The sequence below is a fragment of the Bradyrhizobium sp. AZCC 1678 genome, from assembly GCF_036924765.1.
GTDB lineage: Bacteria > Pseudomonadota > Alphaproteobacteria > Rhizobiales > Xanthobacteraceae > Bradyrhizobium > Bradyrhizobium algeriense.
Map to the genome: position 1 here is coordinate 1731867 of NZ_JAZHSE010000001.1, position 15952 is coordinate 1747818.

Sequence of the window (15952 nt, forward strand, 5' to 3'; positions counted from 1 at the left end):
GGACCATCCCGGAATGACGCCAAACAACAAAGGACACCCACCATGCGATTCATGATGCTGATGATCCCCCTGGGCTATGAGACCGCGCCGCCGGACGTCCAACTCGATCCCGAACGGGTCAAGGCGATGATGAAATACAACGAGGCGCTCAAGGACGCCGGCGTACTGATCGCGCTCGATGGGCTGCATCCGCCGTCGACGGGCGCACGGGTTTCCTTCGCCACCGGCAAGCCTGTCGTCACCGACGGCCCCTTCACCGAGGCCAAGGAAGTGCTCGGCGGCTACTGGATGATCAATGTGAAGTCGCGCGAGGAGGCGATCGCCTGGGCCAAGAAATGCCCGGCCTCCGAGAACGAGATCATCGAAATCCGCCAGGTGCAGGAGATATCCGATTTCTCCGAAGAGGTGCAGCAGGCAGCCAAAGGCTTCGACGAGTTGCAGAAGGGAAATGCGCACAAGGCGCGGTGAGTTTGCCTTGACAGCTTGCCAGCCTCGCAGCTGATGATTCTGGCCAAGGAGGAGCCTCACGATGACCATCACCATTACCGCCTTTGAACGGTCACCCGATGGCGGCAAGGGACTGGCGCGTGATACGCGCGTTCGCTGGGCGCTGGAGGAAGTGGGCCAACCTTACGAGGTTCGTCTTGTTTCGTTCGGGGCGATGAAGGAACCCGCACATCTGGCGCTTCATCCTTTCGGGCAGATTCCGACCTTTGAGGAAGGCGATCTCGGCTTGTTCGAGACGGGCGCGATCGTGTTCCACATCGCGGAGCGCCATGCGGGCCTGTTGCCGGACGATGCGAATGCAAGGGCGCGCGCGATCACATGGATGTTCGCCGCGCTCAGCACGGTGGAGCCGCCGATCCTTGAACTCGTAACCGCCAGGATCCTTGAGGGCGACAAGTCCTGGACCGCGCAATGCATGCCTCTCGTCGAGGATCGCGTCCGTCACCGGCTGGGGCAACTTTCCCGTCGCCTTGGCGATGCCGACTGGCTCGATGGCGCGTTCAGCGCGGGCGACCTGATGATGGTGTCGGTGCTGCTCAGGTTGAAAGCGTCGGGTTTGCTGGGCGAATATTCGAACCTCTCCGCCTATGTGGCCCGCGGCGAAGCGCGGCCCGCCTACAAGCGTGCCTTCGACGCTCAATTGGCGGTCAACAAGCCACCGGCCGGCTGATTGAGGTCCGCTCGAAGCCGACATCCGAGAGTTTATGGGTCCTGACCTACGCCTATCGCGATCCGTCAACCGCAAGAGAGGAGAAACCTCATGAGCACCAACGATACGTTCCTCGCTGTCTTTCTCGGCAGCAAGACCAGTGCGAAAATGGCGGCCTGGAATGCGCTGCCCGAGGCTGAGCGGCGCGCTAAGGAGGCGCAGGGAATCGCGGCGTGGAAGGCTTGGGTCGAAAAGCACCAGGCGGCGATCGCCGCCATGGGAGGCCCGCTCGGCAAGACCAAGAAAGTCGATGCAAACGGTATTGCCGACATCGCCAACGAGATGGGCGCCTTCGCGGTGGTGCGCGCCGGCTCACATGAGGCCGCGGCGAAACTGTTCGAGAACCACCCGCACTTTGCGATCTTTCCCGGCGAGCGCGTTGAGATCATGCCGGTCCTCCCGATCCCGGGCGGTTAGACCCGGGCGGCTCGGAGCGCCCGGTCGCGCCGCACGCCGTTAATCTTGATGAACGCCAGTTAACGGCCTCAAAATAAGTGACCTTTTCACGCGGCTCATGTAAAAGCCTTTCACATGAGCTGGCGAAAGGACCAAGGCCGCAGCGAGCGCGGCTATCATCACGGCAATCTGAAAGAGGCGTTGCTGCAGGCGGCGCTCGGCCTGATCGCCGAGAAAGGCGCGGCCGGCTTCACCTTTGCCGACGCGGCGCGGATGGCCGGCGTCAGCCCCGCCGCGCCCTACCGCCATTTCCGCGATCGCGATGAATTGCTGTCCTCGATCGCCCAGCGCGGTTTTGAGCAGTTCGAGGCGCTGCTGACCCAGGCCTGGGACGACGGCCGGCCGGACACGGTCACGGCGTTTGAGCGGGTAGGGAAGGCCTATCTGGCGTTTGCGCGCAACGAGCCCGCATTCTACTCGGCGATGTTCGAATCCGGCCTTCCGGTCGATGCAAACCCTACATTGATGGCTGCGAGCGAGCGCGCCTTCGCCATCATCCGCGCCGCCGCCGAACGGCTTGCTGCGCTGGCGCCGCCCGGCATGCCGCGGCCGCCGGCGATGATGATGGCGCTGCACATCTGGTCGATGTCGCATGGCGTGGCCTCGCTGTTCGGCCGCGGCGATGCGGCGCGGCGCAAGCTGCCTATGTCGCCGGAAGAACTCCTGGAAGCCGAAGTGCTGATCTATCTGCGCGGCCTCGGCTTCCCGACCGAGCGCCGGCCGGAATCCAAACCGCCGGGTCCGCCGCCAGTGCCGCCCGCCGGTGGTGGACCTTCAGGCCCTTGGGGAACCCCCAAATAATTTTTCGAAGGTGCGGCCAGCCGCCCGCTTGACAAAAATTCTGGATGGTTTAGGTATGTAAATGTTATTTACATTCACAACGGCGTGATCGCCGTCATGGAGAGGGAAATGGCCTACACCGCAGATGTCAATCGATGGCGCGGCCCGACAGAAGAGAACTATCGCCCGCATATGCTTGAGAGCCCCTGGCACCCCGGCTGGATCGCGGTGACCATCCTAGGCTTCATCATCTGGTGGCCGATCGGCCTTGCCCTCCTCTTTTTCACACTAGGGAGCAGAAAAATGGGTTGCTGGAGTCACGGAGATCGCTGGCAGAACAAGATGGAGCGGATGCAGTACAAGATGGACCGGATGCGTAACCGCATGGAGAGCCGCGGCTTTGGCGGCTTCGGCTTCGGCCCGCCGACCAGCGGCAACCGCGCGTTCGACGAGTACCGCATGGAAACCCTGCGCCGGCTCGAGGAAGAGCAGGTCGAGTTCAAGAATTTCCTCGATCGCCTGCGTCACGCCAAGGACAAGGAAGAGTTCGACCAGTTCATGGCGCAGCACAAGACGCGTCCGACCCCGCCGAACGACCAGCCGCAGCAGGGCTGAAGCATAGCGTTTTCAAGCGAAGTGGATACCGGTTCGCGTGAAGAAAACGCGTCGAAAGTAAAGCGCGCGTCGCGAGTGAGAGTTCAGCCTCAGGCGTGATGCCCCCATGATGCCTGATGGCGATACAGCCGCCCATCTGCGAGAGCAGGTGGGCGGTTTGTTTTTAAACACCTGGCGTTCTCGGGAAGCAGCCCGGTCCGGCTTCCGCTTTAACCCGAAACCGACATGCCGCAGCCGTCGCTTCATGTCTGGCCCTGAGGGAAGGAACGGGCATCCTCCAGCTACGCAAGAGGTGCGCTTTCGACCCCGAAGCGGACGATCGAGGCTGACAAGCGTCATCGCGGCGGATAAGTTTCTCCACGAGTATGCGCCCTTTGAGAGACGGCGACATGGATATCCGTGCTCCCGACCAGAGATATAATCCTTACCGCATCTTTTCGCGAGAGCAGTGGGCCGCGCTGCGCAACGACACGCCGATGACGCTGGAGCCCGGCGAATTCTCGCAGCTGCGTTCGATGCATGACCGCCTCGACCTCAAGGAGGTCGAGGAAATCTATCTGCCGCTCTCGCGCCTGTTGTCGATCTATGTCGATGCCGCGCAGCGGCTTTATTACGCTCAGCGCCAGTTTCTCGGCATCCGCGACCGCAAAGTGCCCTACATCATCGGTATCGCCGGCTCGGCTGCAGTGGGTAAGTCGAGCACCGCGCGTGTCCTGCAGGCGCTGCTCGCACGATGGTCGCCGCGGCCCAAAGTCGATCTGGTAACAACCGATGGCTTTCTCTTTCCCAAAGCGGTGCTGGAGCGCGAAGGGCTCATGCAGAAGAAGGGATTTCCGGAGAGCTACGATCGGGCGCGGTTGTTGTCGTTCCTGAGCGACGTCAAGGCCGGACGAAGCCCGGTGCGGGCGCCGGTCTATTCGCATTTGACCTACGATATCGTTCCGAACCAGTGGCAGGAGGTCGACCAGCCCGATATCCTTATTGTCGAGGGCGTGAATGTCCTGCAGACCGCCCCGTTGCCGCACCACGGCAGGGCAGTGCCCGTCGTCTCCGACTTTTTCGACTTCTCCGTTTACATCGACGCGGACGTGTCGGTGCTGCGCGATTGGTATGTGAAGCGCTTTCTGACCTTCCGCGACACCGCGTTCCACGATCCAAGGTCCTATTTCCACCGCTATTCGCTGCTGTCGGACGATGAAGCGATCGCCACTGCAACGGCGATCTGGGAGCGCACAAATTTCGCCAATCTCGAGGAAAACATCCTGCCGACGCGGCCGCGCGCGACGCTGATCCTCACCAAGGGTGCCGATCACGTCATCGAGACGGTGGCGCTGCGACGGCTTTAGCGCTGAGCGTACTTGAGCGAAAGTCGGCGGTGACGCTCCTTCATCGAAGAGAAGTTTTCGCCGCTTCCTTTGCAATCCAGGCGACGAACAGTGCGACCCGCTTGTCGTTGGCGAGCGCCGCGGGCCAGCGGATGATATGCGCTTTGCTGGACGCCATATCCCAGCTTGACGATACGACGCGGCAAAGTCGTCGCTCCGCGAGAGCATCGTGAACCAGCAGTGACCGGCCCACAACGACACCGCTGCCCTGCAGGGCCGCAGCGAGTGCCGTTCCGAGATTGTCGAAGCGAAGCCCGGCCGGAACGGGAGCCGTGATCCCGAGCCGCTCGAACCAGACCGGCCACGACCACTCCGCGCCGTCGTTGCGGCCAACGTAACCCTTGTGCAGGATCGGCAGGGTGCCGAGCGCGCCCGGATCCTTCAACGGCCGCCCGCATGGCAGAAGCGACGGGATGGCAACCGGGAAAACCATCTCGTCGAATAGCAGGCGTTGGGTCGAGGTGGCGCGCGCGCCGGCCTTGGGCAGCCACCGGATCTGCACGTCGAGATCAAGGGCGCGCGCCTGCACATCGCTTTCGATGATGAAGAGTTCGATCGCCACATTTGGATGGGCGGACGCAAACGCCGGCAGACGCCTGACCAGCCAGTAGTCCGCAAGGGCGGAGCCGAGCCCGATCTTGAGCGTCGCCGGCTGCACCGTTGCGCGCGAGCGGGCGCGTAGCTCCGCCATCTCATCGAGCATCCGCCCCAACCCCTCAGCCAAGGTCATGCCGGCCGGCGTCGGCAACAGGCCGACCCCCGTGCGGTTCAACAACGGCGCGCCGACAAAGGCCTCGAGCTTTTTCAGCCGGTGGCTGATCGCGCTCTGCGTGAGCCCCAACTCACCGGCCGCGAGCGTCATGCTGCGATGACGCAACGCCGCGTCGAACGCGATCAGACCATCAAAAGGGGGAAGGGCACGCATATTGAAGCACTATGAAGGAGATTCATGCCGATGTGAACAATTGGCGTTGGCGCATGGCGGCGGCTCAGGACACCAGTAGTCACCACACAGCTCCGAGACCGCCTGATGACACCGCCGACGAACAAGCCCGACAGCGACAATGCTCAGCCTGCGCCATCCATGGCGCCGGCGCTGCTTCTGGGGATGGCGGCATTCCTCGCCAACTTTGACGTGACGGCGGTGGTCACCGCCTTGCCGGCGGTCGCACGTCAGCTCGGGTTCGGCGTGGCTGGATATGCCTGGGTCATGGACGCCTACAGTCTGGCGTTCACAGGCGCTTTGCTCTTTGCGGGAGCGTTGGCGGATCGGTATGGGCGGCGGCGGGCGATGCTCGCCGGCAACGGCATTTTTGCGCTCGCGTCGTTGGCGTGCGGGATGGCCTGGGACGGACCGAGCTTATGGGCTGCCCGCGCCCTGCAGGGCGTTGGCGCAGCATTCCTCGTGACCGGCGGCTTCGCGCTGATCGCAGCGGTCTATGTGCAAGCGCAGGCGCGCACGCGCGCATTCGCCTGGCTCGGCGTCATGTCCGGCATCGCCATGTCTCTCGGTCCGACCATCGGCGGTCTTGTCTCATCGTGGATCGGTTGGCGCTGGATCTTCCTGATCAACCTGCCGGCCTGCGCCTTGATCGCGTGGGGTGTGCCGCGGCTGGTTGCGGAAGCGCGCGAGACGGTGCCCAGGCCGCTCGACTTCGTGGGTGTCATGCTGCTCACCGCTGCGCTCGCTGTGCTGGTGGAGGCGCTGCTGCTTGGCCGCACCTCGACCCCCCATTTGGCCGGCGGGCTCGCGCTGAGTGCGTTGCTGCTCGCGGCATTCGCGATCCAGCAGCGGCGCCTCGACAAGCCGATCCTCGATCCCGGCGTGTTCGTTCAGCGGGCCATGATCGGGATTGCGATACTGCTGTTCGCGGTGTCGATCGGCTATTGGGCGGTGCTGGTCTATTTGCCGCTGTTCTTCGCCACCGCCTTCGACTGGTCTTCGGAGGTGGCCGGGCTTGCGCTCCTGACGGCCACGCTGCCGATGCTGTTCCTGCCGCCGTTGGGTGGCTGGCTTATCGGCCGGGCAGGATGGCGGCTGCATTTCGCCCTGGCCCTTGCGTTCGTGGCAGCCGGCAATGTCGCCATTGTGATCGCGCTCATGTCGGGCGGCGCAGTACCGCCGATGATTCCGATCTTCTGCGGCATGGTCGCCATTGGGGTTGGCGTGGCGCTCGCGCACCCGCAACTGTCCGGCGCAGCCGTCGCGCTGGTGCCTCCCGATCAAGCCGGCATGGCATCTGCCGTGACAGTCGTCATGCGCCAGGCCGGCTTCGCGGTCGGTATCGCCGTTCTCGGCGCGATGCTCCATGCCGAGGGATCGGCGATCAGTTATGTCTGGCTGTTTTCGGTAGCCGCGATTGCATCGGTAGCCGGACTGGTCGCGGCGCTCGCCTTGCTGCCTGCGCAAAAGTAGCAGCGCCAGGCGGGCGGCACGTTTTGAACTGTATCTCTGGCATTGTTCCAGGGCCGGCATATGTTACGAACCAGCGGCTATTTCGGGACGGCTTCCATGAATGCAACGCCATCTGTCGATCAGCTCTGGCGAACGATCCGGCGTGAAGCCGAAAGCGCTATGGCGCGCGACCCAGTATTCGGCGCGGCGCTGTCATCGGCGATTCTCGATCATCCTGACTTCGGTCATGCGCTGGCGCACCAGATCGGCGCGCGGCTCGGCAAAAGTCCGGCGGATCGCGCGCGGTTTGCGCAGCTTGCCCGCGACGCGTTTGGTCGTTCGCCCGATCTGGTCGACGCCGCAAGCCGCGATTTGCAGAGCATTGCCGTTCACGATCCCGCGACGACGACGCTGCTGCCGCCGCTGTTGAACTTCAAGGGTTACGTCGCGCTGCAGGCCTGGCGCGTCTCCAACTTGCTCTGGCGCCAGCGCCGCAACGATCTCGCGCTGCTACTGCAGAGCCTGTCGTCCGATCAGCTTTCCGTCAGCATTCACCCCACAGCATCGATCGGAACGTCGGTGTTTCTCGATCACGCCACCGGCATCATCATCGGCGCCTTCGCCGTGATCGGCGACGAGGTGACGGTTCTGCAGAACGTCACCATCGGCCGAAAACATTCGGAGCCGGACCGCGCCCCGAAAATCGGCAGGGGCGTTTTACTCAGCGCCGGATCGAGCATTATCAGCATCGGCGATTTCGCCAAGATCGGCGCCGGCGCCGTCGTCGAGCATGACGTACCGCCCGGCTGCACCGCGGTCGGCGTTCCCGCGCGGCTAACGAATTGTCGGGAGAAGGTTTCCGTCTGAGTGTAGCCTGGGCGAGCGAAGCGGGGCAGCGGGAGCGGCCGTCGCGAAGGGCGAGGCGACCGGCCGGGCACCACTTCCGAGGGCATGGAACCCGGCCCCCGGCCCCCGTAACCGCCCGGCCTGCCTGGATTTCCGGCAGTCGGATTTCCCTTTGGTAACCTAGTGTTAACCAAGCTTAGCGTCTGGTTAGGGACGGAATGACGCGCTGACAGCCCTCGTTTTGACATGTTGGCAGGGGAAGCAAATACCCGGCTTTCGGCGGGCCCCCATGCGACACCTAGAGAGGCTTTCGCGCTGGCGCATATCGCCGCGCCCGACGCGCGGCTGTGGTACCGGCAGCCGTTTGCTCCCGGAGGAAATAGGGACACTTGCGTTGAGAGGATACCGCTCATGAATCCCGCCGACGTGGCTCCGGCAGCCCTGCCGTTGGTCTCCGCCGACGTATCGCTGATCGCCTTGTTCATGCAGGCCCATTGGGTCGTAAAAACAGTCATGCTGGGGCTGTTGGCCTGTTCGGTCTGGGTCTGGGCGATCGCGATCGACAAGATTTTCCTCTATGGCCGCACCAAGCGCGCCATGGACCGTTTCGAGCAGGCGTTCTGGTCGGGGCAGTCGATCGAGGAGCTCTACCGCGCGCTGTCGGCCAAACCGACGCAGTCGATGGCGGCGTGTTTCGTCGCGGCCATGCGCGAGTGGAAGCGCTCGTTCGAGAGCCAGACACGCTCCTTTGCCGGCCTGCAGATGCGGATCGAGAAGGTGATGAATGTCTCCATCGCCCGCGAGGTCGAGCGGTTGGAGCGGCGGCTCCTGGTGCTGGCGACCGTCGGCTCCGCCGGACCGTTCGTGGGCCTGTTCGGAACCGTCTGGGGCATCATGTCGAGCTTCCAGTCGATCGCGGCCTCGAAAAACACTTCGCTCGCGGTAGTGGCGCCCGGCATTGCGGAAGCGCTGTTTGCGACCGCTATCGGTCTCATCGCCGCCATCCCCGCGACCATTTTCTACAATAAGTTCACGTCCGAGGTGAACCGGCAGGCGCAGCGGCTGGAAGGCTTCGCCGACGAATTTTCCGCGATCCTGTCCCGCCAGATCGACGAGCGGGCGTGAGGACGGCAAATGACGAGCGCATCGTGAGATCAAGATCATGGCGATGAACATGGCAGGTTCGTCCGGTGGCGGTGGACGCCGCGGCCGGCGTCGCGCCGCCGTGATGGCGGAGATCAACGTCACCCCGATGGTCGACGTGATGCTCGTGCTGCTGATCATCTTCATGGTGGCGGCGCCGCTGATGACGTCGAGCATCGATATCGACCTGCCGGTCGCCTCCGGCGGCAAGCAGATCCAGGCCAACGCGCCGCCGTTGACGCTTTCCGTCAAGCGCACCGGCGGAGCCTGCAATTCGAATGTCGAGCTCTATCTCGGGGATACGCTGATTTCGACCAACGACCTGCTGCCCAAGATCAAGGCGATCCGGGAGACCCGGTCGGAGGCCGAGAGCGTGGTATACCTGCGCGGCGACAAGGACGTCTGCTACACGGATATGATGAAACTATTGGGGTATATTAGGACGGCGGGATTCAAGGCGAATATCGTCATCGTGCCGGATCAGGGTTCTTGAGCCATGAAGCGGCACGCGACGGCTGACGGCGGAGCGGGAAGGCTCAAGTGAAGGTCAAGGTCGACAAGACAGTTGTTGCGTCGGTTGTCCTGCACGTGTTCGTGCTGGGGTGGGTGATGCTGTCGTTCTCGACCAAGGCGCTCGAAATGCAGCCGGAAGATTCGGTCGCGGTCGATGTCATTTCGCCTGACCAGCTTGCCAAGGTCATGGCCGGCATGAAGACCGGCAAGAAGGAAAACCCGAAGCCGCTGGTCGAGAAGGTCGCCGAGGCGAAGCCGGTTGACGATACCGTCGGCAAGATCGCCGAGAAGGCGCCGGTTGTGACCGAGACCGCGCCGCCGCCGCAGCCCAAGGCCGAGGAGAAGCCGGTCGAGAAGAAGCCCGACCCGCCGAAGGTCGTCGAGAAGCCGAAGGAAGAGCCAAAGCAAGAGCCGAAGCCGGTCGAGAAAAAACCCGAGCCGGTCAAGCCCGATCCGATCGCCGAGGCGATCAAGAAGGAAGAGAAGAAGCCGCCGCCGAAGCCGGTGCAGGCCGCCAAGCCGCCCGAGCCGCAGAAGCGGATTGTCGAACGGCACTTCGATCAGAACCAGATCGCGGCCCTGCTCGACAAGCGTGACCCGTCGCGTCAGGCCACGACCGGCGACACGCTGAATTCGAACGCAGCGCTCGGCCTTGCGAAGGGCACGGCTGCGGACAATTCCGCAACCTGGGGCGCGATGTTCAAGCAGCAGGTCGAGCGATGCTGGAAGAAGCCCTATGGCGGAATCGAATCGCAGAAGCCTGAAGCTGCGTTTGCCATTCGTCTGAAGCGCGACGGCACCCTTGAAGGCTCGCCGGTTCCGGAAGGCGCTCCGGCGACCCCCTACCTTCGCGTCTATCAGGAGAGCGCGTTGCGCGCGATCATCGAATGCCAGCCGTACAAGCTGCCGGCGGCCCTTTACGAGGAATGGAAATATTTTGCGCCGGTGTTCAAGGAAAAAGTCTAACGGTTTTGTCACGTGGCGGACACCCGTTGGCAATGACAGATATGAGCAAAGTTTGAAGCGATGACTGACAAAGATGGATTGCCGAACATGCTGTATCGCCCGAGCCGCCGTCAGATCATAGCCGGAATGGCTGCGCTTGGCGCGGTCGCCGGCGGTCGCAATGCCTTCGCACAAGCGCCAAAGCGGATCCCCATTCCCGAAGGTGAGTTCGTTCCACAGCCGATCGCGATCCCGAATTTCGTGGCGGGCACGCCCGGCGATGCCGAGGTCGGCGTCGGCGTGGCGCAGGTGATCACCAACAACCTCAAGCGCAGCGGGCTGTTCGCGCCGATCGATCAGGCTGCGTTCATCGAGCGCATCACCAATCCCGACAACCCGCCGACGTTTCAGAGCTGGAAGCAGATTGGCGCGCAGGCGCTGGTGGTCGGCCGCATGACGCGGCAAGGCGACGGCCGTCTGAAAGCCGAATTCCGCCTCTGGGATGTCAATCAGCAGCAGCAGCTCGCCGGCCAGCAATTCCAGACCTCGCCGGAATACTGGCGGCGGATCGCGCACATCATCTCCGACCAGATCTATGAGCGGCTGACCAGCGAGAAGGGTTATTTCGACAGCCGCGTCGTATTCGTCGACGAGACCGGGTCCAAGGAGCGCCGTGTCAAGCGGCTGGCGCTCATGGATCAGGACGGCGCCAATGTCAGATACCTGACCAAGGGAAGCGATCTGGTGCTGACGCCGCGGTTCTCGCCGTCGACCCAGGAAATCACCTATATGGAATTCGGCCAGGGCGATCCGCGCGTCTATCTGTTCAACGTCGAGACCGGGCAGCGCGAGATCGTCGGCAATTTCCCCGGCATGTCGTTCTCGCCACGGTTCTCGCCGGACGGCCAGCGCATCATCATGAGCCTGCAGCAGGGCGGCAACTCGAACCTGTTCGTGATGGATCTGCGCTCGAAATCGACGACGCGGCTGACCGACACGCCGGCGATCGACACCTCGCCGTCCTATTCGCCCGACGGCGCCCGCATCTGTTTCGAATCCGACCGCGGCGGCAAGCCGCAGATCTACGTGATGCCGGCCACCGGCGGCGGCGCGCAGCGCATCTCGTTCGGCGAGGGCAGCTATTCGACCCCGGTGTGGTCGCCGCGCGGCGACTACATCGCGTTCACCAAGCAGGGCGGCGGACAGTTCGCGATCGGCATCATGAAGACCGATGGTTCGGGCGAGCGGATCCTGACCTCGGGCTTCCACAATGAGGGGCCGACCTTTGCGCCGAACGGCCGGGTCGTGATGTTCTTCCGCGAACCCGGCGGCAGCGGCGGGCCCTCCCTGTATACGGTCGATATCTCAGGTCGTAACGAATTGCGGGTGCCAACGCCCGGTTTTGCCTCCGACCCGGCATGGTCGCCGCTGTTGTCATAATGGAACCCGGTTCCGGAAGGGACCGGCTGTTAACCGGCAAACATTGCCTAGCCAACTGATTTTTCATGCATATTTTCGTCGTGCGCCGCAAAAAACAACGTCTCGGTAACGATATTCCCTCAGAAAGACTTCATCTGCAGCGGGTAAAACTACCTACCCGAATAGGATGCGCGCCCCTAAAATGCAGCTTGCAAGTCAAACCGAAGAGCCGGATCAGAAGGTCTCGCCGTCAACTTACTCGGCGCTGATCGATTCGCTTTTCCAAAATCCCGCGCCGCTGTTCGCGGGCGCGGTGATGGTTGCCTTTGCCGCGGCCATGACCGCCGTGAAGACCGGACAAGACCTGCTTTGGCCATGCGTTGCTTTTCTCGTGCTGTCCGGCACCGCCCGCGCCCTCGACATGCACCGCTACAACAGCCGCAGATCCGCTCTGACCGCTGATGAAGCCGCGCGTTGGGAGGTGCGCTATCAGATCGGGGCGATGATCTATGCCGTTGCGCTCGGGCTATGGTGCACGGTGACTCTGCTCGGCAGCGATGATGCAGTGGCCCACATGATTTGCCTGACCGTCACCACCGGGTACGTGGCTGGAGGTGCGGGCCGGACCTATGGAAGGCCGTGGATATTCCACGTGCAGATTGCCCTCGCCTGCGGTCCGACGGCGATTGCGCTGGCGCTTCGCGGCACCCCCTATTACATCGGTATGGCGATCGTCAGCGCGGTGTTTTTTTTGGCGCTGAAGCAGATTTCGACCGACTTGCAGCGGATTTTCGTTCGAGCACACGTCGCGCGCGAGCGCGAGGCGGCGCTGGCTGATCAGTTCGATACCGCGCTGAACAACATGCCGCATGGTCTGTGTATGTTTGGGGCCGACGGCCGGCTTGCGGTGATGAACTATCGTTTCAGCAAAATGATGGAGCTATCCGACGGTCTCGTGCAAAGCGGCGCGAGTGCTTCCGACATCATTGCGGCCTGTGTCAGCGCCGGATCGATCTCGGCGGCGAGCGGCAAGATAATCCTCGCTGAAATCGAGAATTCGCAGGCGAGGGGCGTCGTTACCGCTGATCCCGACTTCGCCAGAAATCGGTCGCTGTCGTGGACCTTCCAGCCGATGGCCGGCGGCGGCGCGGTCGTGCTGCTGGAAGATATTACCGAACGCCGCAATGCAGAAGCCCGGATCAGTCATCTGGCGCGTTACGACGAACTGACGGCGCTGCCGAACCGGGTCAATTTCCGGGATGAGATCGGGCGGCTTCTGGCTGTCCAGCAGGGCGCCGAACAATTGTCGGCGCTGCTGTTCGTCGACCTCGACCAGTTCAAGCAGGTCAACGACACGCTCGGCCATCCCTGCGGCGATCAGTTGCTGTGCGCGGTGGCCGACCGGCTGCGCGAGATGCTGCGGCCCGAGGATTTCGTGGCGCGCTTCGGCGGCGACGAGTTCGTGGTGTTCCAGCAGAACATCCATTCGGCCGATGACGCCGCGGGCCTCGCCCGGCGCATCGTCGATCGCCTGAGCGAGCGTTACAAGATCGACAATCATCTGGTCGAAATCGGCGCCAGCGTCGGCATCGCCATGACCTCGCGCGGCGTCAGCGCCGACACGCTGCTCAAGAACGCCGACATGGCGCTGTACCGCGCCAAGGCCGACGGCCGCGGCACGTTCTGCTTCTTCCGAGAAGAGATGGCGCAGGTCGTCGAATCCCGCCGCATCCTCGAACTGGACCTGCGCAAGGCGCTGGCCAACGAGGAGTTCGAGCTGTTCTTCCAACCGCTCGTCAATCTCAAGTCGGGCCGGATATCCACCTGCGAGGCGCTGCTGCGCTGGAATCATCCGGTTCGCGGCACGGTCTCGCCGACCGATATCATTCCGGTCGCCGAGGACATGGGCCTGATCGTCGATCTCGGCCGCTGGATTCTGCGCAAGGCCTGTATGGAATGCATGAAGTGGCCCGAGGGCGTCAGCGTCGCGGTCAACTTCTCGCCGCAGCAATTCCATCAGCGCGACGTGCTGAGCGAGGTCCGTTACGCGCTTGAGGTCTCCGGCCTGCAGGCCAACCGGCTCGAAATCGAGATAACCGAATCCTCGCTGCTGCGTAACACGCAACTGACGCACGACGTGCTGTCGCAATTGCATTCGCTCGGCGTGCGGATCTCGCTCGACGATTTCGGCACCGGCTATTCGAGCCTGAGCTACCTGCACAACTTCCCATTGCAGAAGGTCAAGATCGACCGCTCCTTCCTGGAAGGTATCGACAGCGACCGGCCGCTGACGCTGCTGCGCGGCGTGGCACGGCTCTCGGCCGACCTCGGAATGTCCGTCGTGGTCGAGGGCATCGAGACCAACGAGCAGCTCGAGTTGATCAGCGCCGATGGTGCGGTAACCGAGGCCCAGGGCTATCTGTTCAGCCCGCCGGTGCCCGCGGTGCGGGTTCGTCAGTTGCTGAATGCCTCGCATGGCCGCCGTCCGCCGGACAGCGTGCTGGTTCCGGTCCCCTCACGGTCCATCGCCTGATCCCCCATCCCCGTGAAAATACGGGAGAATCGGGGCCCGCCGGAGTAACCTTAACTTCTTGAAGCCTTTGCAATCTTGTTAACAAGCTGTTAATCATTCAGCCGCTCGCAGAGGTTGCTTGGAAGCGTAAGGAGTACAGGATGAGGTCCCCGGCCGAAGCACGCCCCATGGCCTTGGGACGGAGTCCCGACCCGCTAGATCAAGTCGACTATCGATTGGCGCAGACTCCCGAAGAAAAGGACGAGATCTACAGGCTCCGCTACCGGGCCTACCTTCGCGAGGGGGCTATCCAGCCTTCGGCTGACGGGCGCGTGATCGATCAATATGAAGATGCTCCCAACGCCTGGACCTTCGGCGTCTATTTTCACGGTGAGCTCTACAGCTCAATTCGCGTGAGCGTGCTGACGTCCGAATGGCGGATGTCGCCTTCAGTCGAGCTGTTTGGCGAGGTCCTCCACCCCGAACTTGACAAGGGAAAGGTCATTATCGATTCAACGCGCTTCGTTGCCGACCCCGAAAAGGCGCGAAACTTTCCAGAGCTTCCCTACGTAACTGTCAGGTTGGGCTCCATGGCCGGCGTCTATTTCAATGCCGACTATGGATTGGCGATCGTGCGTCCCGAGCATCAGGCGTTCTACCGGCGCGTGTTCCTGCATGAAACCTGGTGCGAGCCGCGATCATATCCGGGCCTCGTCAAGCCTGTCGGGTTGATGGCTGCGCATTTGCCGACGGTGCGTGACAGGGTTCTGGCCCGCTATCCGTTTCTGCGTTCGAGCGCTTTCGAACGGCGAACACTCTTCGACCGCGGCGGCGGGCGGCCCTCGTCATTCGATGCGGTGGTTACCTCCTTCGAGCCTGCCTCGATCGTCCCGAGTTCCTGAACCGGTGGGAGGCGGGTAGAAGGAGGCGGGTAGAATCAGCCGCCCCGGGCCCGCTCATCATCAAGGCTCGTCATCGGCTCCTCACCCCGGCGCCGGGCATTTCGCCCCGATGTCCATGACAAAGCCCTAAATCTAGTGACTTCGGCCCGGTGCGCACTTGCCTTCACCGTCGCGCCACATTTACAAACCATTAACTATCGCGGTCGCTTTTCACGGTTTGTCGGCATTTGATCGGGTCTGGCAAGGTTCCATCAAGGTTGACGGAACGTTCGCTTAACCATCGACCTGTAGACCGGATAACAGTCGAAAAACGTGAGCGTGGAGGCTCCGGAATGAAATATCAGATGCGCATCCTCCAGGGATGGAAGCTGGCGGCTGTGGTCGCGGTGGCGCTGTCGATGGGCGCCTGCGCCAAGAACAACGTCGGCGCCGATGGCGCGATGGCGAGCGCGGCAACCCCGGGGAGCCAGCAGGATTTCGTGGTCAATGTCGGCGACCGCGTGTTCTTCGAGAGCGACCAGACCGAACTGAGCCCGCAGGCGATCGCCACGCTGGAGAAGCAGGCGCAGTGGCTGCAGACCTACAACCGCTATTCCTTCACCATCGAAGGCCATGCGGACGAGCGCGGCACCCGCGAATACAACATCGCGCTCGGTGCCCGCCGCGCCCAGTCGGTGCGCAGCTATCTTTCCTCGCGCGGCATCGATCCGAACCGCATGCGCACCATCTCCTACGGCAAGGAGCGTCCGGTGGCGGTCTGTAACGACATCTCCTGCTGGTCGCAGAACCGCCGCGCCGTCACGGTGCTGAACGCCGGCGCCTGAG

Annotated in this window: 16 protein-coding genes; 15 read left to right on the forward strand and 1 reads right to left on the reverse strand. The window is 62.9% G+C overall.

The features are described from left to right. Window positions 1-42 precede the first annotated feature (42 nt). From V1294_RS08255 to coaA, 6 genes are all read left to right on the forward strand, one after another. Entirely contained in the window at window positions 43-468 is a 426-nt protein-coding gene (locus tag V1294_RS08255; protein WP_334496294.1) for a YciI family protein, read from the forward strand. Window positions 469-529: 61 nt separating this feature from the next. Next, on the forward strand, window positions 530-1177 hold the full coding sequence (locus tag V1294_RS08260) for a glutathione S-transferase family protein (protein ID WP_334496296.1): 648 nt from the start codon (window positions 530-532) through the stop codon (window positions 1175-1177). 90 nt (window positions 1178-1267) lie between these two features. Beyond that, a complete protein-coding gene (locus tag V1294_RS08265; RefSeq protein WP_334496297.1) occupies window positions 1268-1633 on the forward strand; it encodes a hypothetical protein in 366 nt (121 codons plus the stop codon). A 114-nt stretch (window positions 1634-1747) separates the two neighbouring features. Then, window positions 1748-2473 (forward strand): TetR/AcrR family transcriptional regulator, encoded by a 726-nt coding sequence (locus tag V1294_RS08270; RefSeq protein WP_334496299.1) that lies wholly within the window; start codon window positions 1748-1750, stop codon window positions 2471-2473. Window positions 2474-2581: 108 nt separating this feature from the next. Further along, the gene (locus V1294_RS08275; RefSeq protein WP_334496300.1) at window positions 2582-3067 is read left to right on the forward strand and encodes a DUF2852 domain-containing protein; all 486 of its coding nucleotides are present in this window, start codon (window positions 2582-2584) and stop codon (window positions 3065-3067) included. Between the two features lie 389 nt (window positions 3068-3456). Further along, window positions 3457-4413 (forward strand): type I pantothenate kinase, encoded by a 957-nt coding sequence (coaA, locus tag V1294_RS08280; RefSeq protein WP_334496302.1) that lies wholly within the window; start codon window positions 3457-3459, stop codon window positions 4411-4413. A 40-nt stretch (window positions 4414-4453) separates the two neighbouring features. Here the strand turns inward: coaA and V1294_RS08285 are convergent, their stop codons facing one another. Next, window positions 4454-5377 carry a LysR substrate-binding domain-containing protein gene (locus V1294_RS08285; protein ID WP_334496303.1) on the reverse strand — a complete coding sequence of 308 codons (924 nt, stop codon included), beginning with the start codon at window positions 5375-5377 and terminating at the stop codon, window positions 4454-4456. 105 nt (window positions 5378-5482) lie between these two features. On the opposite strand from V1294_RS08285, the gene V1294_RS08290 reads away from it, so the two are divergent. The 9 genes from V1294_RS08290 (at window position 5483) to pal (ending at window position 15951) form a co-directional block, all read left to right on the forward strand. After that, window positions 5483-6868, forward strand: a complete 1386-nt coding sequence (locus V1294_RS08290; protein WP_334496305.1) for an MFS transporter — start codon at window positions 5483-5485, stop codon at window positions 6866-6868. Between the two features lie 96 nt (window positions 6869-6964). After that, the gene (locus V1294_RS08295) at window positions 6965-7714 is read left to right on the forward strand and encodes a serine O-acetyltransferase (RefSeq protein WP_334496306.1); all 750 of its coding nucleotides are present in this window, start codon (window positions 6965-6967) and stop codon (window positions 7712-7714) included. Between the two features lie 390 nt (window positions 7715-8104). Next, the gene (gene tolQ, locus V1294_RS08300; RefSeq protein ID WP_108514169.1) at window positions 8105-8818 is read left to right on the forward strand and encodes a protein TolQ; all 714 of its coding nucleotides are present in this window, start codon (window positions 8105-8107) and stop codon (window positions 8816-8818) included. Window positions 8819-8855: 37 nt separating this feature from the next. Further along, window positions 8856-9329, forward strand: a complete 474-nt coding sequence (locus V1294_RS08305) for a biopolymer transporter ExbD (RefSeq protein WP_334496308.1) — start codon at window positions 8856-8858, stop codon at window positions 9327-9329. Between the two features lie 47 nt (window positions 9330-9376). Continuing rightward, window positions 9377-10315 carry a protein TolA gene (locus V1294_RS08310; protein WP_334477098.1) on the forward strand — a complete coding sequence of 313 codons (939 nt, stop codon included), beginning with the start codon at window positions 9377-9379 and terminating at the stop codon, window positions 10313-10315. Between the two features lie 87 nt (window positions 10316-10402). Further along, on the forward strand, window positions 10403-11734 hold the full coding sequence (tolB, locus tag V1294_RS08315; protein WP_334504554.1) for a Tol-Pal system beta propeller repeat protein TolB: 1332 nt from the start codon (window positions 10403-10405) through the stop codon (window positions 11732-11734). A gap of 181 nt (window positions 11735-11915) precedes the next feature. Beyond that, window positions 11916-14246, forward strand: coding sequence for a putative bifunctional diguanylate cyclase/phosphodiesterase (locus tag V1294_RS08320; RefSeq protein ID WP_334496309.1), 2331 nt, complete (start codon window positions 11916-11918; stop codon window positions 14244-14246). A 140-nt stretch (window positions 14247-14386) separates the two neighbouring features. Further along, window positions 14387-15127: an N-acyl amino acid synthase FeeM domain-containing protein gene (locus V1294_RS08325; RefSeq protein ID WP_334496310.1), complete on the forward strand. Its 741-nt coding sequence runs from the start codon at window positions 14387-14389 to the stop codon at window positions 15125-15127. A gap of 332 nt (window positions 15128-15459) precedes the next feature. Next, window positions 15460-15951: a peptidoglycan-associated lipoprotein Pal gene (gene pal, locus V1294_RS08330; RefSeq protein WP_108514164.1), complete on the forward strand. Its 492-nt coding sequence runs from the start codon at window positions 15460-15462 to the stop codon at window positions 15949-15951. Window position 15952 lies beyond the last annotated feature (1 nt).